This window comes from Candidatus Pelagibacter sp. Uisw_130, assembly GCF_047722505.1.
Lineage (GTDB): Bacteria > Pseudomonadota > Alphaproteobacteria > Pelagibacterales > Pelagibacteraceae > Pelagibacter.
In genome coordinates this window covers 1,051,991-1,071,063 of the sequence record NZ_CP159814.1, presented here as the reverse complement: position 1 = coordinate 1,071,063, position 19,073 = coordinate 1,051,991, and the positions used below count along the sequence as shown (strand labels likewise).

General features: G+C 29.8%; 16 protein-coding genes, 2 tRNA genes and 1 other RNA gene. 14 read left to right on the top strand and 5 right to left on the bottom strand.

All coding sequences use genetic code 11. The annotated features are described in order from the left end of the window. The first annotated feature begins 317 nt into the window (after positions 1-317). Positions 318-1,373, top strand: a complete 1,056-nt coding sequence (locus ABXT55_RS05770) for a D-alanine--D-alanine ligase (RefSeq protein ID WP_415284373.1) — start codon at positions 318-320, stop codon at positions 1,371-1,373. Here ABXT55_RS05770 and carB read toward each other — a convergent pair. Both carB and carA read right to left on the bottom strand, forming a co-directional pair. Continuing rightward, the gene (gene carB, locus ABXT55_RS05765; protein ID WP_415284372.1) at positions 1,370-4,594 is read right to left on the bottom strand and encodes a carbamoyl-phosphate synthase large subunit; all 3,225 of its coding nucleotides are present in this window, start codon (positions 4,592-4,594) and stop codon (positions 1,370-1,372) included. The genes ABXT55_RS05770 and carB overlap by 4 nt on opposite strands. After that, positions 4,572-5,768 (bottom strand): glutamine-hydrolyzing carbamoyl-phosphate synthase small subunit, encoded by a 1,197-nt coding sequence (gene carA / locus ABXT55_RS05760; protein ID WP_415284371.1) that lies wholly within the window; start codon positions 5,766-5,768, stop codon positions 4,572-4,574. The genes carB and carA overlap by 23 nt, the downstream gene beginning before the upstream one ends. Positions 5,769-5,895: 127 nt before the next feature. Here carA and ABXT55_RS05755 point away from each other — a divergent pair, with 127 nt between their 5' ends. The 5 genes from ABXT55_RS05755 (at position 5,896) to ABXT55_RS05735 (ending at position 10,248) form a co-directional block, all read left to right on the top strand. Next, the gene (locus ABXT55_RS05755; RefSeq protein ID WP_415284370.1) at positions 5,896-6,357 is read left to right on the top strand and encodes a GatB/YqeY domain-containing protein; all 462 of its coding nucleotides are present in this window, start codon (positions 5,896-5,898) and stop codon (positions 6,355-6,357) included. Beyond that, positions 6,357-8,132, top strand: a complete 1,776-nt coding sequence (gene dnaG / locus ABXT55_RS05750) for a DNA primase (protein ID WP_415284369.1) — start codon at positions 6,357-6,359, stop codon at positions 8,130-8,132. The genes ABXT55_RS05755 and dnaG overlap by 1 nt, the downstream gene beginning before the upstream one ends. Positions 8,133-8,198: 66 nt before the next feature. Further along, positions 8,199-10,022: an RNA polymerase sigma factor RpoD gene (gene rpoD, locus ABXT55_RS05745; RefSeq protein ID WP_415284368.1), complete on the top strand. Its 1,824-nt coding sequence runs from the start codon at positions 8,199-8,201 to the stop codon at positions 10,020-10,022. 8 nt (positions 10,023-10,030) lie between these two features. Further along, positions 10,031-10,105, top strand: a tRNA-Val gene (locus ABXT55_RS05740). A gap of 66 nt (positions 10,106-10,171) precedes the next feature. Beyond that, positions 10,172-10,248, top strand: a tRNA-Ile gene (locus ABXT55_RS05735). An 18-nt stretch (positions 10,249-10,266) separates the two neighbouring features. On the opposite strand, the gene ABXT55_RS05730 is transcribed toward ABXT55_RS05735, so the two are convergent. From ABXT55_RS05730 to ABXT55_RS05720, 3 genes are read right to left on the bottom strand one after another with little or no spacing between them, the layout of a single operon-like run. Beyond that, the gene (locus tag ABXT55_RS05730) at positions 10,267-11,241 is read right to left on the bottom strand and encodes a glycosyltransferase family 4 protein (RefSeq protein WP_415284367.1); all 975 of its coding nucleotides are present in this window, start codon (positions 11,239-11,241) and stop codon (positions 10,267-10,269) included. Positions 11,242-11,248: 7 nt separating this feature from the next. Continuing rightward, entirely contained in the window at positions 11,249-11,842 is a 594-nt protein-coding gene (locus tag ABXT55_RS05725; RefSeq protein ID WP_415284366.1) for an MlaC/ttg2D family ABC transporter substrate-binding protein, read from the bottom strand. 12 nt (positions 11,843-11,854) lie between these two features. Continuing rightward, on the bottom strand, positions 11,855-12,640 hold the full coding sequence (locus ABXT55_RS05720; RefSeq protein ID WP_415284365.1) for a VacJ family lipoprotein: 786 nt from the start codon (positions 12,638-12,640) through the stop codon (positions 11,855-11,857). Positions 12,641-12,709: 69 nt separating this feature from the next. Here ABXT55_RS05720 and ABXT55_RS05715 point away from each other — a divergent pair, with 69 nt between their 5' ends. The 8 genes from ABXT55_RS05715 to ABXT55_RS05680 all read left to right on the top strand — a co-directional run bounded on the left by ABXT55_RS05715 (position 12,710) and on the right by ABXT55_RS05680 (position 19,066). Further along, on the top strand, positions 12,710-13,453 hold the full coding sequence (locus tag ABXT55_RS05715) for an N-acetylmuramoyl-L-alanine amidase (RefSeq protein WP_415284364.1): 744 nt from the start codon (positions 12,710-12,712) through the stop codon (positions 13,451-13,453). Positions 13,454-13,495: 42 nt separating this feature from the next. After that, an RNA gene (gene rnpB, locus ABXT55_RS05710) (RNase P RNA component class A) lies at positions 13,496-13,850 on the top strand. Positions 13,851-14,103: 253 nt separating this feature from the next. Then, entirely contained in the window at positions 14,104-14,571 is a 468-nt protein-coding gene (mraZ, locus tag ABXT55_RS05705; protein WP_415284363.1) for a division/cell wall cluster transcriptional repressor MraZ, read from the top strand. A gap of 2 nt (positions 14,572-14,573) precedes the next feature. Further along, on the top strand, positions 14,574-16,061 hold the full coding sequence (gene ftsZ / locus ABXT55_RS05700) for a cell division protein FtsZ (protein ID WP_415284362.1): 1,488 nt from the start codon (positions 14,574-14,576) through the stop codon (positions 16,059-16,061). 18 nt (positions 16,062-16,079) lie between these two features. Next, positions 16,080-17,090 (top strand): 16S rRNA (cytosine(1402)-N(4))-methyltransferase RsmH, encoded by a 1,011-nt coding sequence (gene rsmH / locus ABXT55_RS05695; protein ID WP_415284361.1) that lies wholly within the window; start codon positions 16,080-16,082, stop codon positions 17,088-17,090. Then, on the top strand, positions 17,087-17,395 hold the full coding sequence (locus ABXT55_RS05690) for a cell division protein FtsL (RefSeq protein ID WP_415284360.1): 309 nt from the start codon (positions 17,087-17,089) through the stop codon (positions 17,393-17,395). Before rsmH ends, ABXT55_RS05690 begins: the two co-directional genes overlap by 4 nt. After that, positions 17,388-18,677, top strand: a complete 1,290-nt coding sequence (locus ABXT55_RS05685) for a penicillin-binding transpeptidase domain-containing protein (RefSeq protein WP_415284359.1) — start codon at positions 17,388-17,390, stop codon at positions 18,675-18,677. Before ABXT55_RS05690 ends, ABXT55_RS05685 begins: the two co-directional genes overlap by 8 nt. A 38-nt stretch (positions 18,678-18,715) precedes the next feature. After that, the gene (locus ABXT55_RS05680) at positions 18,716-19,066 is read left to right on the top strand and encodes a penicillin-binding transpeptidase domain-containing protein (RefSeq protein ID WP_415284358.1); all 351 of its coding nucleotides are present in this window, start codon (positions 18,716-18,718) and stop codon (positions 19,064-19,066) included. Positions 19,067-19,073 lie beyond the last annotated feature (7 nt).

Sequence of the window (19,073 nt, the reverse complement as noted above, 5' to 3'; positions counted from 1 at the left end):
TTTGCAATTAAAGTAAGGAAACCATTTTAATTATACCCACATTTAAATTCAAATATCTTGAAAAGAAGGAGATCGTCAAAGAAAGATGATTTATACAAGCTATTTACGTCTCTTTTCTGACAATTTGAAATGTTAAGTAGTATTAAATTTAAAGAGACTTGTATCTATCACCACCGATAAGGCGTACACTTAGTTTTTTTAGATATTGCCAGATAATTTTACACTTCATTAATTAGGCAACAATTTTTTAGAAAACAACTTTATTAAAAGACTGCATCATTCACGCTTTTTTGCGTGGGTTATGTATTGGATTTATTATGATTATAAAAGATATAGCTAAACAAGGAATTCCAGAAATAGGTAATATTTTACCTTTAAAAAAAAATAATATTATTCCAATAAAAATTGATAAGTCGATAGAAATAGTTGTAGTTCCTAATTTTGGTGAAGTAAATTCTCATCAAGATAATGTTGGAATTATTCTAGAAGAAAAAAATGTTCTAAGGATTTTATCTAAACGATATAAAAATGTATTAATTACTGAAATTAATTCAGAAGAAGATCTTGAAGCGTTAGTTAAAAGAAAGCCTGATTTGGTATTCTCTGGTGTTAAGTATTTCTTTTTTAATAATAGAAATATTTGGCTAAATGATTATTTAGAGATGTTTGAAATTCCATATATTGCCTCAAGTAAAGCAGCTCTTGATAATGAAAGTGATAAAAATAGAGCAAAGAAGATTATGCAAAAAAATAATATTAGAACTGCAGATTTTTTTATAACAAACCCAGGTGAATATTTAACTAAAAGTTCAATTCCAATAAAATTTCCTCTTTTTATTAAACCAGTAACTGGCGGAGATAGTAGGGGTGTTGATAAAAATTCAATTGTATTTAATTTTGAAGATTTTACCTCAAAAGTATTAGATATTAAAATAAGTCAAAACTCACCTTCTTTAGTTGAAACATATTTAGCAGGAAAAGAATATAGTGTTGGTATTTTTGAAGATAGCATGGATGGAACTTTAAGAGCTATGCCAATTGAAATTATTGTAAAAGAAAATATAGACGGTCATTGTATCCTTGATTTTAATGTTAAAAAAAATGACGAAGAGAGTGTAATTCTTGTTTCAGATGTTGTGGTTTTTGACAAACTTTCAAAACTTGCAAAAGATTCGTTCAAAGCTTTAGGTGGCAAATCTTTAGGTAGAATAGATATTAAAATGGATCACTTAGGGGTTCCTCATTTTATAGAAGCAAATTTAATGCCTGGTCTTCGAAAAGGTTATTTTTATAGATCGTGCGTTTTAAACCTTGATATGAGTTACGAAGATATGATTTTTAGTATTGCAAATACTGGTTTGTCTTCACATTAAATATCTTGAAGTGCAGTTACTGTAATCTCTTTTGTCTTTAAAGATCTAATCCCCATCAGGCAAGCTTGAGCAGTAGACATGTTTGTACAATAAGGAACTTTATTACCTAGTGTTGCTCTTCTTAAGGCCATTGCATCATGAAGACGATGCTCACTATTTCCACCACCCGTATTAATTACAAGTGCAATTTTTTTAGAATTTAGTACATCAACAATGTGAGGAGAGCCTCCACTAACCTTATTTATCGTTTTGCATTTTATTCCATGTTCACGAATGTAATCCGCAGTTCCACCTGTTGCACATAAAGTAAAATTTAATTTTATTAATTGTTTTGCAAGATCTACACCTTCATCTTTATGACCATCTTTAAGAGAGATAAATGCTAGACCTTTTGTTGGTAATGAGTTTGATGCAGCAATTTGGCTTTTTGCGTAAGCCATGCCAAAATCTTTATCAAATCCCATTACTTCACCTGTTGATTTCATCTCAGGTCCTAACAATAAGTCACTATTTGGGAATTTATTGAAAGGAAATACAGCCTCTTTAACTGCAAACAGGTTTTTGTTTTTACCTTTTAAATTAAATTTAGATAATTTTTCACCAGCCATTACACGTGATGCAATTTTAGCAAGAGGAAGACCTTTTGCTTTAGATACAAAAGGAACTGTTCTGCTTGCTCTTGGATTTACTTCTATTACATAAATTTCATCATTTTTAATGGCAAATTGAATATTCATAAAACCTTTAACATTTAACGCTAAAGCTAATTTTTTTGTTTGAACCTCTATTTCTGTTATCAACTTTGGTTTAATAGATATAGGAGGTAAAGAGCATGCGGAATCCCCAGAATGAATACCTGCTTCTTCAATGTGTTGCATGATACCTGCAACAAATACTTCTTTACCATCAGATATCGCGTCAACATCTACTTCCATAGCATGGCTAATAAACTTATCTATTAATATTGGATTATCTTCTGCAGCTTTAAACGCTTCTTCCACAAAGTTTTTTAATTGGCTTTTTTCATGAACAATTTCCATTGCTCTTCCACCTAAAACATAAGAAGGTCTTACCATTAAAGGCAGTCCAATTTTCTCAGCAATTTGAATGGCTTGCTTGTAAGTTTTAGCAATACCACTTTCTGCTTGTTTTAATTTTAATCTATAAAGTAATTTTCTAAATCTATCTCTATCTTCAGCTAGATCAATTGATGTGTACTGCGTACCTAAAATTGGAAGCTTGTTATCATGTAAAAATTTTGCAAGTCTTATAGGAGTTTGTCCACCGAACTGAGCGATGATACCCACAAGGTTTCCTTTTTGCTGTTCTTTTTTGATAATATTATAAACATACTCTTCTTTAAGAGGCTCAAAATAAAGTCTATCGCTTGTATCGTAGTCTGTTGAAACTGTCTCAGGGTTACAGTTAATCATTATAGTTTCAAAACCACTATCTTTAAGAGCATAACTTGCTTGGCAGCAACAATAATCAAACTCAATACCTTGGCCTATACGATTTGGTCCACCACCTAAAATTATAATCTTTTTTCTTGAAGAAGGCTCTGCTTCACACTCTGAATTCAAAGCATAATTTCTTTGATATGTTGAGTACATATAAGGTGTGAAAGATTTAAATTCAGCAGCACAAGTATCTACTTTTTTGTAAACTGGTAATACTTTTAAAGCAGTTCTTTTTTTTCTAACAATATCTTCAGAAATTTTAGTAATTTCAGATAATTTTTTATCAGAAAAGCCTATTGATTTAATTCTATTAAATTCATTGTAGTCTTTAGGAAGACCTCTTTTTTGTATTTTATTTTCTTCATCAACAATTTCTTTTATTTGTTCTAAAAACCAAGGGTCTATTTTACAAAGTTGGTGAATTCTTTTAATATTTATTTTTTTTCTAAACGCTTCTGCAGCTAACAATATTCTGTTTGGAATATTTTTTTTCAATTCTTTTTCTATTTCTTTTTTGCTAAGTGGAAAAATTCGATCTAAGCCTGAAAAGCCAATTTCAAGAGAAACCAATGCTTTTTGAAGAGATTCTTTAAAGTTTCTACCAATTGCCATTGCTTCACCAACTGATTTCATTGAAGTTCCAAGAATTGCCTCAGAAGTAGAGAATTTTTCAAAGGTAAACCTTGGTATTTTAGTTACAACATAATCAATACTAGGTTCAAAAGAAGCAGGTGTTGTTTTGGTAATTTCATTCTTTAATTCATCAAGTGTGTAACCAACAGCTAGTTTTGCTGCAACTTTTGCAATTGGAAACCCTGTTGCTTTAGAAGCAAGAGCTGAAGATCTCGAAACTCTTGGGTTCATTTCAATGATAACCATTCTGCCATCTTTAGGATTGATTGCAAATTGAACATTTGAACCACCTGTTTCTACTCCAATTTTTCTAAGACAAGCAATTGAGGCATTTCTCATAACCTGGTACTCTTTATCCGTAAGTGTTAGAGCGGGTGCAACTGTAATTGAGTCTCCCGTATGAATTCCCATTGGGTCAATGTTTTCAATAGAACAAATAATAATACAGTTGTCTTTTTTGTCTCTTACAACTTCCATTTCAAATTCTTTCCAACCCTCGAGGCATTCTTCAATTAAAATTTGACTAACAGGAGATTCGTGCAAGCCATCTTTAATTATTTTAAGATATTCTTTTTCAGTTTTGGCAATTCCTCCACCCAAACCACCCAAAGTAAATGCAGGTCTAATTATTGCAGGTAATCCAATTTGTTTTAAAGCTTTTGCGGCATCTCTAATATGATTTACCACTCTAGATTTTGGTAAGTCCAAACCAATATCTAACATATTTTTTCTGAATTTTTTTCTGTCCTCTGCATTAGAGATTGCCTTAGAATTTGCACCAATTAACTCAATCTTATATTTCTTAAGAATTCCTTTTTTCTCCGCTTCCATTGCTAAATTCAAAGCAGTTTGGCCACCCATTGTTGGTAAAATTGCATCTGGTTTTTCTTTTTTTATAATTTTTTCTAATACCTCTAAAGTTATGGGCTCAATATAGGTTTTATCTGCAACACCAGGGTCTGTCATGATAGTTGCTGGGTTAGAGTTAATTAAAATAACTTTATAACCTTCATCTTTAAGGGCCTTACAGGCTTGTGTACCTGAGTAGTCAAACTCACATGCTTGACCTATGATAATTGGTCCAGCACCAACGATTAGTATAGTTTTAAGATCTTTTCTTTTTGGCATTTTTTTTTATGTTGTTAATAAATTCTTCAAATAAATAAACACTATCCTGCGGTCCTGGATTTGACTCAGGGTGATATTGAACAGAAAAAACAGGTTTATTTTTTAATCTAATTCCTTCAATGCAATTATCAAATAAAGACTTATGAGTTACTTCAATATTTTTCGGCAATGTTGCTCTTACAATTTCAAAGCCATGGTTTTGACTCGTGATTTCGACATTATCTTTGATCAAGTTTTTAACTGGATGATTAGCACCTCTATGACCTAGTTTCATTTTTTTAGTTTTTGCGCCAAGCGCTAAGGCTAGAATTTGATGACCAAGACAAATACCAAAAATAGGTAAATTATTTTTGATTAATTCTTTAATGATTTCAATTGCGTATTTTCCAGTTGCTGCAGGGTCACCAGGGCCATTGGATAAAAAAATCCCATTTGGCTTTAATTTAAGGATGTTTTTTGCACTCGTTTTGCATGAAACCACTGTTACTTTACAATTAAGATCTGATAAATATCTTAGGATATTTTTTTTAATTCCATAGTCAATTGCAACAACGTGTAATGAGTTTTTTTTATTTTTTTTGTAACCAGTTTTTTTTTCCCAAATTTTAAAACCTGACCAAATATAATTTTTTTTAGTAGTTACGTGTTCAGCTAAATCTAAATTATTTAACCCACTCCATTTTGTTGTAATATTTGTTAATTTACTAATATTGAAATTGCCTTTATTAGAAAAAGAAATGGTACCTTTAGGGGCTCCTTTATCTCTAATGTAATTAGTTAAACCTCTAGTATCCAAACCAGTGATCCCAACAATTTTATTTTTTTTTAACCACAGGTCTAAATTAATTAAAGATCTATAATTAGAAGGGCTTGTTATCTCAGAGTTAAAAATTACACCTTTGGTCCAAACTTTATCAGACTCTAAATCTTGCTTGTTAGTTCCAACGTTACCAATGTGTGGAAAAGTAAAATTGATAATTTGTCCAGCATAAGAGGGGTCTGAAATAATTTCTTGATATCCTGTTAGAGAAGTATTGAAACATACTTCACCTGTGGCAGTTCCTTGGTAGCCAATACCAACACCTTTAAAGATAGTTTTATTTTCAAGAACTAAAACGCCTGTGTGAATCTGTGAGATTTTGTTAGAGCTAATTTTTTTTGCTTTTTTGATCAATTACAACTCATGAGTTAAAGGTTAATACAATAAAACCTTAATTATCGCAACAGAGATGTATTATAAAATTATAAAAAAACAATTTTTCTTTTGAAGAATTTTCACTTTGCAGTAGATTAAAAATATTATGACATTGAAAGAAAAAATTGAAACTAACTATAAAAATTCTCTAAAATCAAAAAATAAGGTTGAAATCTCAACCTACAGGTTAATTTTATCTGGAATAAAAGATATTGATATTATCAATCGATCTGGCGCTGACATAAAAGAAACAGACGATGAGGATATTAAAAAACTTTTAAAAAAAATGATCAAGCAAAGAACCGAATCAATAGATATATATAAAAAAAATGACAGAATAGATTTGCTAGAAGTTGAGCAAAATGAATTTGATCTTTTATCTAGTTTTTTACCACAACAGTTAAACGATGAAGAAACTAAAAAGATATGCGTTGATACAATAAGTAAATTGGGCGCCACATCAATTAAAGACATGGGTAAAGTTATGGGTGAATTAAAAAAGTCATACCCTGACAATCTAGATTTTGCTAAAGCCGGACCTCTACTTAAAGAACTACTGAATAAATAATGAAATACCCAAAAGAGTATTTAGACGAAATTAAAACTCGTTTAAAGGTTTCAACAGTTGTATCGAAGTCTGTCAGTCTAAAAAAAAGAGGCAAAGAATTTGTAGGCTTATCACCTTTTAAAACTGAAAAAACACCTTCATTTACGGTTAATGACGAAAAAGAATTTTATCATTGTTTTGCAACATCAGAACATGGAAATATTTTTGATTTTTTAATGAAAACTCAAAATTTGAAATTTGGAGAATCGGTAAAATCATTAGCAAATCTTGCAGGTATGAGACCTTACACATTTTCAAAACAAGATGAAGAACGTGAAAAAAATTGGCAAGAATATTGCTCAATTTATAATCAATATGTTCAATTTTATCATGATGAAATTTTAAAAAATGAAAGTTTAACTATTGCGAGAGACTATTTAAAGAAAAGAAACCTTAGTAAAGATGAGGTAAAAAATTTTAGAATAGGGTTTGTTGAAAGAAATTCTAATTTTTATGAAAAATTAAAAGATGATTTTAGTGAAAAAGTTTTAGTAGAAAGTGGTCTTTTTTATTTAGATGAAAAAAAAAATACATACATTGAAAGATTTCGAGATAGAATAATATTTCCAATTAATAATATTTCAGGTCAACCTATTGGATTGGGAGGAAGAACTATCCAAGAAAATAGTTATTCAGCAAAATATATTAATTCTCCCGAAACACCTTTTTTTAAAAAGGGTTCTAATTTATATAATTTAGATTTAGCTAGAAGATTATCCAATAAAATAGATCATGTATATTTGGTTGAGGGATATATGGATGTAGTTGGTTTAAGTAAAAATGGAATTGAAAATGTTGTAGCAAATCTTGGAACTTCTTTAACGGATAGGCAAATTTTAATGCTTAACCAATTTTTTGAAGATATAATTATTTGTTTTGATGGTGATGAAAGTGGATACAAAGCAGCACTTAGAGCGGCAGAAAATTCAATTAAAGAACTACAACCAGAAAAACAAATTTCGTTTCTTTTTTTACCAGATGGAGAGGACCCTGATAGTTATGCAAATAAAAATGGCAAAGCAAACTTTATTGATTTTACTAAACAAGCAAAAATTTCAATTCATCAGTTTATATTTAACCATTATAAACAGCAAACTGACAACAATCCTTCTTCAATGGCTATTTTTGAAAAAAAATTAAGAGCTATTGCTGCAACTATAAAAGATGATTTTATAAAAAAATATGTGCTAGAGTTTTTCTTAGAGAAAATTTCATCTTTAACTCCACATAGTAATGTAGGAAAAAAACAATTTTATACTAAAAAAATTAAATCATTACAGTCTACCCAAAAACATTTTAATGAAAGTAAATCATTGAGTGGTGTAGAACTTAAAGAGTTTTCCTTGCTTTATTTGATAATGAATAATTTAGATTTATTTCAAGAAAATATTCACATGATTGAAAATATAAATCTATTTAGTGAAGAAAATAAATTAATTCTTGAAACTTTGATAACCAAACTAAAGAGTGGAGAAAAACTTACCTTAGATCAAATTCCAATCGACCCTCAATTAACTGAAAAGATTTTTAAATTTGCCTCAATAAAACATATTTTAAATAATCATCAAAATGATCAGAATAAAATGTTTGAATTATTAGAAGAAGTCTCTAGAGACCTTAAAAACTACGATTTAGAGTTTAGGATTGAAGAGCTCGAGTCGAAGTTTTCTAAAGATTTAAGTGAAAGTACTTTCAATGAAATAAGAGAGCTAAAAAAACAAAAAAACATCAATTAAATCCATCAAAAAATACGTGGATTTTTCTCAAATTGGGCTTATATAAGTCATCTCAGATATACTATTGTGGAAAGAATAATTACAAAATCATTTGCTAGACTTATGGGTCGTGGGACTCATAGAGGATTTATAACTTTTGATGAATTAAATAAATCATTAGGAAAAAGAAATCTTTCAGACGAAAATTTAGAACAAGCTTTCATGTACATTCTTGATGAGAGTGTAGCATTAGTAGAAAAAAAATCTGATTTTAAAGTTTTAAGAAAAAAAGAGGGTTCATCTAAAGAAGAAGGTAAGACTATCGAGAAAAGTGATGACCCTATAAGAATGTATTTAAGAGAGATGGGTGGAGTTGAGCTCTTGTCTCGAGAAGGTGAAATCGCAATTGCAAAAAGAATAGAAGCGGGGAAAGATGTAATGCTTATCGCATTAGCACAAAGCCCAATTACTGCGCAGCAATTTGTAGAATGGGATGAAAAACTTCAAACTGATGAAATTTTAGTTAGAGAAATTATTGATATTGATACTAACTACATGGAAGATGAAAATACAGGTCCAAGTGCTAAGCAACGAAATTCTGGTGAAACTGATAAAAATGATGAAAATAATGGAGAGGATGATGAGTTTAATCCAACGCTTGCGGCAATGGAAACTGAAATTAAACCAAAAGTTTTAAAAACTGTAAATACTTTAACAAAAGAATACGCAAAATTAATTAAATATCAAAAAGAAAAACTTGATTGTATTTTAAACGCAGTAAGTTTCTCGCCTGCTAAAGAAAAAGGACATGATAAAATTGTAAGTGATATTTTAGAAAATATTAAATCATTACAATTGTCACCCTCTGTACTAGAAGAATTGGTTCAAAAACATTATGTAGAAAATAAAAAAATTGTTTCGTTAGAAGGAAATCTTTTGAGGTTAGCAATGGATCAAAAAATTCCAAGAAATGAATTTATCAAGTTTTATATAGGTAATGAAATTAATCCAAATCTTAAAAAGTTCTTGGATACTAACCCTATGTGGAAACAGTTTTTTTCTAAAAATAAAGATGAATTTAAAAATATAAGAGAGAGATTAATTGAGATTAGTCATAAACTTGGAATTTCAGTTACTGATTATAAAAAAATAGTCAGCAGAGTTCAAAAAGGTGAAAAAGAATCTAGAATTGCAAAAAAAGAAATGGTTGAAGCAAACTTAAGGCTGGTAATTTCAATTGCAAAAAAATATACAAATAGAGGACTTCAATTTTTAGATCTTATTCAAGAGGGAAATATTGGTCTTATGAAAGCTGTAGACAAATTTGAATACAGAAGAGGCTATAAATTTTCAACATATGCTACATGGTGGATCAGACAAGCAATTACAAGATCTATTGCTGACCAAGCTCGTACAATAAGAATTCCAGTTCACATGATTGAAACCATTAATAAAATTGTAAGAACTCAAAGGTTAATTTTAAGTGAGTTTGGTAGAGAAGCTACACCTGAAGAATTAGCGCAAAAATTAAGAATGCCTTTAGATAAAGTTAGAAAAGTTTTAAAAATATCAAAAGAACCTGTGTCTCTTGAAAAACCAGTGGGAGATGAAGAGGATAGCAGTTTAGGTGATTTTATTGAGGACACAAAAGCATTAGCACCTTTAGAGCAAGCTATTAAGTCAAATTTAAGTGAAGCTACGACGAAGATTTTATCCACTTTAACACCAAGAGAAGAAAGAGTTCTTAGAATGAGATTTGGTGTTGGAATGAATACAGACCATACTCTTGAAGAAGTAGGTCTTCAGTTTTCTGTAACTAGAGAGCGTATTAGACAGATAGAAGCTAAAGCTTTAAGAAAATTAAAACACCCAAGCAGATCCAAACAGCTAAAAAGCTTTTTAGAAAGTTAAAATTTAAAGGGACTGTAGCTCAATAGTAGAGTACTGCATTGACATTGCAGGGGTAGTTGGAGCGTAACCAACCAGTCCCACCATTTTCATTACTTTTTACCTATGCTAGACATCAGTTACATTATAATATAATTAAAGTTTAATTTTCAGGGCCTGTAGCTCAGTTGGTTAGAGCAGTACACTCATAATGTATTGGTCCCAGGTTCGAGTCCTGGTGGGCCCACCAACTATATTTAGTTTTTACTTAATTCTTTAATTTTTTTAAAAAACCTATCCATTCTTTACTTCTCTCTTCCCAAGAATAGGTTTTATTTATGGTCTCAGTTTGCAATCTTAACAATTCTTGATTTTCATTTGACCAGTAGTTTTCGATGCACTCAGAAAGCTTTGTTTGAAATTTATTCTCAAGATTTTGTAAATCTTTATCAATAGTTATAAATTTTCCAAATGGTGTACAAGTTTCGTATAAAGCACCCAAACTTGTAGTTACCAAATTACAACCTGCAGCCATAGATTCGATTGCTGATATACAGCTCGTTTCAGGCCATATACTTGGAAAAGAGTAAATATGCATTTTTTTTAAAAGTTCTATTATTTTTGTATTATCCAAATACCCAAAATAATTAATATTATCTGAATTTATACATTCATCAAAAATTGATTTATATTTTTCATCATATTTTTCACCAAATTTTTTCCCATAAATTTTTGTAGATGAGCATACATTAAGTTCAACATTTTTTAGATTTATTTTTTTAAAAACATTCAATAAGTGTCTTAAACCACGCCAAGGTGTAGTGTGGTAAATTAAACTAATTTTATCTTTTGGTTTCTTATGAAATGCAATTTGTTCAACTGCATTTCTAATTACAATTGATTTATTTTCAGGTATTTTAAATTGATACTGAAATTTCTCAAAATTCCAATGAGAATTGAAAACCACATAATCAAGCTGATCAACGAAATCTTTGGAGCCTAAATTTTTTGCCTCTTCTTGATTTACAAAATGTTGCATCCAAAGGACATTTAACCTATCTTTATCTATTAAGGATGGATTTGCATTATTTAATATTAAATTAATATCTTTAAAATACTCATCTGGAACATACTTAAATAACAATCTTAACTGGCTTTCACTTCCGCCATGACTTTCTGAGAATAAAACAGGTCTTGAGTTGTCATTTTCTATATTATCTAGAATTCTTTTTTTTTCAGTCAACTATAAATTATTTTATAAAACTTCTTAAAGTATCAAATAGAGCATTTATATCTCCATCGTTACTTTGAATTATAGAAGAAAATTCTTCTTTTTGAGTTCTTGCAAGGCTTAACCCCTCAATAATTAAGTCTCTGATTAAAGGGTTTTGTGGTTTTTTTGTATAAATTCTCCAATCAATTTTAACTTCTGGTCTTTGCTCGGTTGGAACTAGTTTACTTGAGACCATTGTATAGTTATCATTTAACTTTTTTTTAGATATAACTTCTATCTCTGGATTTGAATACTCAGCTAATCTGCTGGCAAAACTTTTTAAAAAATATTTTTCAAAAAGTATTTCATATTCTTTTTTTTCACTTTCACTGATACTCTTTCTATAAGCTCCTAAAGTGTAAAAACCAATACCCCTGATGTCAACAGTCTCACTTGCAATTTTTTTTAACTTTTCTATCTTTTCTTTTTTTGAATATTTATTATTTAATGCTTCCGAAGCCCTATTTACTGTTGACTGAACAAATACGTCTGGCTCTATTGAATAAGAATAATTAACGCTAGCTAAGTTGATAACGATGAAAAAAAATATTAAAAATTTCTTTGATTTCATGAGGTTTGTAATTTATTGAGTTTCTATCTCTTCCCAATCACTGTCATTTTGAGTTTCAGTTATTTTATTAGAGTTACCAATTTTTTGTTGTCTATCTTGCAAATACAAACTTCTAACTGATGCATAAAAATCCATAGAATTTTTTTCTAAGTTTTCAAACGAATCTAAATTTTTTGCTCTAAAATCTATTCCAGTGCCTGCTCTTGATGCCCAATAATCAAAATCAGAAAAATATTGGGTATCGTTAACTGTAGTAATGTTATACCAAGGGTCTCCACCCATCAAGTTTGCTAGAGAGCCAAATGTATCTCTTGCAGTCGATGGCCCTAAAACAGGTAAGACTAAATAACATCCCTCACCAACACCCATAACACCAAGTGTTTGTCCGTAGTCTTCTTTTTCATATTCTGGAAAACCTATTTTTTCAGCCACATCAAATATCCCAACAATTCCAAAAGTTGTATTAACAATAAATCTACCTGTATTAACTCCTGCTTTACTAAGCTCTCCTTGAAGTATGTTATTTGGTATAGTTACAAGAGTAGAAATATTATCTAGAGCGTTACTTGTACCCGCTCTAACTGGAGATGGTAAAACTCTATAAGCTTTTGCAACAGGCTGAAATATAGCACCATCTAAAACTTGGTTAAATTTGAATGTAGCTCTATTTACACCCTCAAAGCAGTCCTTAACCTCTCCTGGATTTCTTTTAGATAGGTTATTTTCACTATCTGTGTCAGCGCTAGCATTTGTTGCTAACATCAAGCTTATTAGTGAAGTTATAATAATTTTTTTCATTATCAGATGATTATATAATGTATATAATACCATTGTAAATCTTGAATTTGCTCAAAATACGACCCAAAAATGGCTTTAAAAACTATATTAAACTATTCCCCAAATTTTAATCCTAAAAAAAGAACTTCTAAGCAAATCAAATTTATTATTTTTCATTATACAGGAATGAAAAACGAATCTAATGCCTTGAAAAAACTGACAGATATTCAATCTGAGGTTAGTTGCCATTATTTAATCAAAAATAACGGTGAAATTATAAAATTAGTACCTGATTTATACATTGCGTGGCACGCAGGAGAATCTTCTTGGAAAAATCACAAATCTTTAAATCAAAATTCTATTGGAATTGAAATTACAAACCCAGGACATGAGCATGGTTATAAAAAATTTACACAAAAGCAAATTTTTTCTCTTTTAAGGTTAAGTAAATTTTTAATAAAAAAATATAAAATTAGTCCTAAGAATATTTTGGGACACTCAGATATAGCTGTATTAAGAAAAAAAGATCCAGGAGAAAAGTTTCCATGGAAATATTTATCTAAAAATAAAATAGGGATATGGAACACACTAAATAAACAAGATTTGATAAAAAATAGAAAACTAAAGATAGATAAAATAGAAGAAAATATTTTTTTCAGAAACCTGTTTAAGATTGGATATTCAAAAAAATATCCAAAAGACAAGGGTAAGAATAAATATTTAGGGGAATTAGCAAAAACTTTTCAAAGAAGATTTAGACAGGAGTTGGTTGATGGTAAAATTGATCAAGAATGCCTGCTTATTAGCAAAAATCTTATTAAAGCATATTATTAAATTTTTCTTGAAGTTCTATAGTTTAGTAATAAATTACATCTGCTAGATGAACGACTTATCGCTTTAATTTATTAAAGAGGAAAGTCCGGGCTCCGCAAAGACACAGTGCCAGGTAATACCTGGCGGGGGAAACCCTAGGGATAGTGCCACAGAAAATATACCGCCATAACATGGCAAGGGTGAAAAGGTGTGGTAAGAGCGCACCGGTTCTATTGGTAACAATGAACGCTGGAAAACCCCACTGGGAGCAAGACTAAGTAGAGATGATATTGTTGCAAAACTAAAAGCCGTCTTTGGCTAGTCATCAGGGTTAGTTGCTTGAGCTTAAGAGTGATCTTAAGCCTAGAGAAATGATAGGTTTAAATGACAGAACCCGGCTTATAGTTTGTCTAGCAAACTTATCCACAGCTCAATTTTAATTAATTTTAAATGTTCACCTTTTGATTCATAATTGAATCACTTCTGTTCTTATTTTTAGTTCGTGAATTGTATTGAGTTAAAACTAAAAATTGATTTTGACTTAATATAGATACATAAAATTTATCTAAAACTTTGCTAAATAGGCCTAAAATGAACATATTGACTCTGTGATTAAAAACCCATATTATCCCATATGTTCCCAAATATGGAATTTATGAAATATAAAAAATATGTTTTTATCTACTTACGAGAACAAAATAGACAAAAAGGGAAGAGTATCTGTGCCTGCTAGTTTTAGATCTCATCTTTCTAACTTAGGATACAACGGTGTAATCTGTTATCCCTCATTTAATAATCAATCTATAGAAGCTTGTTCTCAAGATAGAATTGAAAAACTTTCTGCAAGCATAGACTCATTAAGCCCATTTGAAGAAAAAAGAGACTATTTTGCAACATCAATTTTATCTGAGAGTATGAATTTACAATTTGATAGTGAAGGTAGAATTTCATTATCAACAAAATTATTAAAGCATGCAAAAATTAAGAACAGCATGGTGTTTGTTGGTCAAGGTCAAACATTCCAAATATGGGAACCAGCAGCATTTGAAAAATTTAAGATCAATGCAAGAAAAAAAGCAAATCTAAACCGTGCAAGTCTTAAATGGGAAAAACATTTTAATAACAATGAGGGGAAATAAAAATGACAATTAACTTTAAATCACCAGAAATTAAAGAATTACAACCAAGATTATTAGTTGTGGGAGTTGGTGGTGCAGGCGGAAACGCGCTTAATGAAATGATTGATAGTGGACTTCAAGGAGTAGAGTTCATAGCAGTAAACACAGATGCTCAAGATCTAAAGTCGAGTAAAGCTAAAGCAAGAATTCAAATTGGTTTAAATTTAACAAAAGGTTTAGGTGCTGGAGCGAAACATGACATTGGTCAAGCAGCTGCAGATGAATCTTTAAATGAAATTGTAAATACACTTCAGGGTGCAAACATGGTTTTTATAACTGCCGGTATGGGTGGTGGAACTGGAACAGGTGCTGCACACGTTATCGCAAGAGCTGCTAAAGAATTAAATATTTTAACAGTAGGTGTTGTAACACTTCCTTTCTTATATGAAGGACCATCAAGAATGAGAAGAGCTCAGTTAGGCCTTGAAGAATTAAGAAAACATGTAGATACAATTATTGTAATTCCAAATCAAAATCTATTTAAGGTTGCAAATGAACAAACTACATTTGAGGAGTCTTTTAATCTTTCAAATAATGTTTTAATGCAAGGTGTACAAAGTGTAACCGATCTAATGGTTAGACCAGGTATAGTTAATCTAGATTTTGCTGATGTTGAAACTGTAATGGCTTCAATGGGTAAAGCAATGATGGGAACTGGTGAAGCTGAAGGAGAAGGTAGAGCAGCTAAAGCAGCGGATATGGCAATTAGCAATCCATTGATTGATGACTATACGTTGAAAGGTGCAAGAGGATTATTAGTAAATATTACTGGTGGTAAGGATCTTAAACTTTTTGAAGTAGATGAAGTTGTTAATAAAATAAGAGCTGAAGTAGATCCAGAAGCAGAAGTAATTATTGGTGCTATTACATCTAGCGAACTTGATGGAAAAATCAGAGTATCAATAGTTGCAACAGCATTAGATGGGCAACAACCAGAAAGTAAATCTGTAATTAATATGGTTCACAGAATACAAAATAGAAACCCTGGTTATTCAGACTTTAACAGTGCAAGTTCTGCTCAATCGTTTAATTTTTCACCTACGATGACTAGCCCCATTTCACATGGAGCAAATGCATTAAAACTAGAAAATGAAATAATTACAGAGCCAGCTGCAAGTACTGCATCATCAGAAATGATGAATGAACAAGCTGCTACCAATCAAGAAGTTGAAAGTATTGTTGAAAATAATCAATCAAATGATTTTGAACAATCTTTTTCAGAGGAAGCACTTACAACTGCACAATCTGAAGAAAATAACCCAATAGAAGAAGAACACGTTTCTAATGGACTTGAAAACTTTGGTGTAGAAGGTGAGGATGCTCCAGATTTATTTAGTTCGGATAGTGCAACTTCAGAGGCAGAAGGATTTTTGTCAACTGAAACTTTAGACAATACTTCAGAAGAGGATGATCTAGAAATTCCAGCTTTTTTAAGAAGACAAAAGAATTAATGGTCTTTAAAAAAATAAATGATAGCCACCATAATACCAGATATGAGAAATCATTATCCGGTATTGCTAAGTGAAATAATTAGTATTATTACCCCTCAATATGGTGGCACATTTATTGACTGTACGTTTGGTCAAGGTGGATACTCAAAAAAAATATTAAACTTTCCAGCAACAAAAGTAATTGCGCTAGATAGAGATTCTGAAAGCTTTAAAAAAGCTCAAGAACTTAAAAATAGTTTTGAAGATAGGTTGTTATTTAAAAACATCAAATTTAGTCAATTAAATAATCTAAAGTTAAAGGATGAAAATATCAAAGCTGTAATTTTTGATTTAGGGTATTCATTGAATCAAATTAAAGACCCAAAAAAAGGTCTTTCATTTGATACTGTAGGCGAACTTAATATGAAAATGGGTATAAATGATTTTTCAGCAAAAGAAGCAATTAATCAATTAGATGAAAAAGAACTTACAAAGATATTTAAGCATTTTGGTGATGAATTAGACAGTAAAAGAATAGCACATAATATCGTTGAAGACAGATCCAAAAGAGAAATCACAACAGAAGAACTAGTTAGAATTATAGAGTCTTCGAAAAGAAAAAGAAATTATAAGACACATAGTGCAACTAAAATTTTCCAAGCATTAAGAATATTTGTAAATAAAGAAATTAGTGAACTAATTTATGGATTAATCAATGCAGCTAAAGTTGTTAAAAAAGATGGTGTTATTGCAGTAGTAACATTTCATTCGTTAGAAGATAAGATTGTTAAATATTTTTTTAAAAGTTTGTCTGAAAATAAAAGTGTCTCAAGATATGCGCCAAAAACTGAAGAAAAATTAAATTTATTTAAATCTGTTATAAAAAAACCAATAATACCAAGTGATAAAGAAATTAGAGAAAATCCACCCTCCAGATCAGCTAAATTACGTTATGTAATTAAAAAAGAAGACTTTTTTGATTTTGAAACAGATATCTTGGATAAATTTAAATATTTAATTGACATTGAGAATTTGTCAAAAAAACTATGAAACAATTAGTTTTAGTTGTTATTTTCGTATTAATACTGATCACATCACTTGTCAAAAATTCTACAAAAGAAATAGAAGATCAAATTTTTGTAATCAATGAAAACATAAGACCTTTAAAATCAGAATTTGAAGAGGTACTGCTTGAGTTTAATTATTTGAGTTCTCCTGAAAAATTAATTCAGTATCAATCACAATATTTTGAAAAAGATTTAATTAAAATTGAAATTATGAATACTAAAGAAATCACTGAAAATAATGAAATTTTAGAAATAAACGACTTAATCAGCAAGAATAGCAATGAATAATAAAAGAAATATTATTCTAGAAGAATATGAAAATGAATTTTCATATAAAAAAAGTAAAACTAATTTAGATATACAGTTTAATAGAATAGCCTTTATTTTTTTTGTTTTCTTAATTATCTCAATAATTTATTCAATACAATTACTTCATTTGGGCTCATTAAAGTTAGACGTTCAGACAAATTATGCACCAAGTATAAAAGATTATAGAGCAGATATAATTGATAGAAATGGAAATTATTTGGTTAAAAGTGTTAGCTCGATTGATATTGGTATCAGTCCAATAGAAGTAATAGATAAACAAAAATTATTAATTAATTTAAAGTGGATTTTCCCCAAGAAAGATTACGTTGAAGTTGAAAAAAAACTTAATAAAAATATTTTTTTTAAGTTTGAAAAAACAATATCTTCAACAAATTATCAAAAAGTCATGTCTCTTGGTGACAAAGCAATTAGACCTGAAGAAAAGTTAACTAGAATTTATCCACAAAAAAACCTTTTTAGTCACATTATAGGACAGATTGATAATGAAAATAATGGAATTTCTGGTTTAGAAAAATCTTTTGATGAAGAATTAAAACAAAGAAAAAAGCCACTTCAATTAACAGTAGATACTGACATACAATATTTAATCAGAACAGAACTTTCAAAATATCAAAAAATTTTTGATGCTAAAGGTGGTGCTGCTATTTTAATGAATGTAAATAATGGTGAAATACTCTCAATGGTATCTTTGCCTGATTTTGATCTAAATAAAAGAGAAACAATTGTTGATGTAAATTATATTAATAGAGTTACAAAAGGAATTTATGAACTGGGTTCAGTTTTTAAAACTTTTACAATTGCCTCTGGAATAAATTATGGCTTGATAGAACCTGACACTAAACTTTTAGATTCCAAAAAAAGTATTAATTGTGGAGATGGTTATACAATTAATGAATATGATAATAAAATGCCATCAGATCTGAGCGTAGAAAACATTCTTATTAAATCTGGAAATATTGGTTCAATTAGGATTGCAAAAAAAATAGGAATAGAAAAACATAAATTATTTTTAAAAACAATTGGTATCATTGATAAGATAAATTTTGATATTGATGAAGTAGGCAAACCATTAAAAATAGATTGGTATGAAGGGTGTAAAATAGAAACTATTGCATTTGGCCATGGTATAACAACAACAATTTTACAATTAGCAAAGGGTTATGCGATAATTTCTAACGGTGGTTATGAAATCACTCCAACATTAATTAGAGATAATTCAAAAGAAAAAAAAAAAAAGTAAAAGTTCTTAACAACGATGTTTCAAAAAAAATGAACTCTATGATGAGAAAAGTAGTTTCAGAGGGAACAGCAAAATTAGTAAACGTTGAGGGATACCAAGTCGGAGGTAAGACAGGAACTGCAGAGCAAGTGTTAAATAGCATATATTCAAAAACTAAAATTAATACACTTGCATCGATTTTTCCAACAGACAGTCCTAAATTTGTTTTAGTGGTAATGCTTGAGTCAACAAAAAATAATAAAAATTACACATATGAGTACAGAGATGGTAGTGGATTTAAACTATTAGGCAGCCCAAGGAATACAGCAGGATGGACAACAGTCGAAGCAGCAGGAAAAATCATAGACAAAATTGGTCCTATTCTAGCCACAAAATATATAGAAAATTAAAATTTAT

Coding starts and splice junctions, on each gene's coding strand:
- dnaG (WP_415284369.1), top strand. CDS start 6,357: ATGAAATACCCAAAAGAGTATTTAGACGAAATTAAAACTCGTTTAAAG.
- carB (WP_415284372.1), bottom strand. CDS start 4,594: ATGCCAAAAAGAAAAGATCTTAAAACTATACTAATCGTTGGTGCTGGA.
- ABXT55_RS05755 (WP_415284370.1), top strand. CDS start 5,896: ATGACATTGAAAGAAAAAATTGAAACTAACTATAAAAATTCTCTAAAA.
- ABXT55_RS05720 (WP_415284365.1), bottom strand. CDS start 12,640: ATGAAAAAAATTATTATAACTTCACTAATAAGCTTGATGTTAGCAACA.
- ABXT55_RS05685 (WP_415284359.1), top strand. CDS start 17,388: ATGAATAATAAAAGAAATATTATTCTAGAAGAATATGAAAATGAATTT.
- mraZ (WP_415284363.1), top strand. CDS start 14,104: ATGTTTTTATCTACTTACGAGAACAAAATAGACAAAAAGGGAAGAGTA.
- ftsZ (WP_415284362.1), top strand. CDS start 14,574: ATGACAATTAACTTTAAATCACCAGAAATTAAAGAATTACAACCAAGA.
- ABXT55_RS05680 (WP_415284358.1), top strand. CDS start 18,716: ATGATGAGAAAAGTAGTTTCAGAGGGAACAGCAAAATTAGTAAACGTT.
- ABXT55_RS05715 (WP_415284364.1), top strand. CDS start 12,710: ATGGCTTTAAAAACTATATTAAACTATTCCCCAAATTTTAATCCTAAA.
- rsmH (WP_415284361.1), top strand. CDS start 16,080: ATGATAGCCACCATAATACCAGATATGAGAAATCATTATCCGGTATTG.
- ABXT55_RS05690 (WP_415284360.1), top strand. CDS start 17,087: ATGAAACAATTAGTTTTAGTTGTTATTTTCGTATTAATACTGATCACA.
- ABXT55_RS05770 (WP_415284373.1), top strand. CDS start 318: ATGATTATAAAAGATATAGCTAAACAAGGAATTCCAGAAATAGGTAAT.
- ABXT55_RS05725 (WP_415284366.1), bottom strand. CDS start 11,842: ATGAAATCAAAGAAATTTTTAATATTTTTTTTCATCGTTATCAACTTA.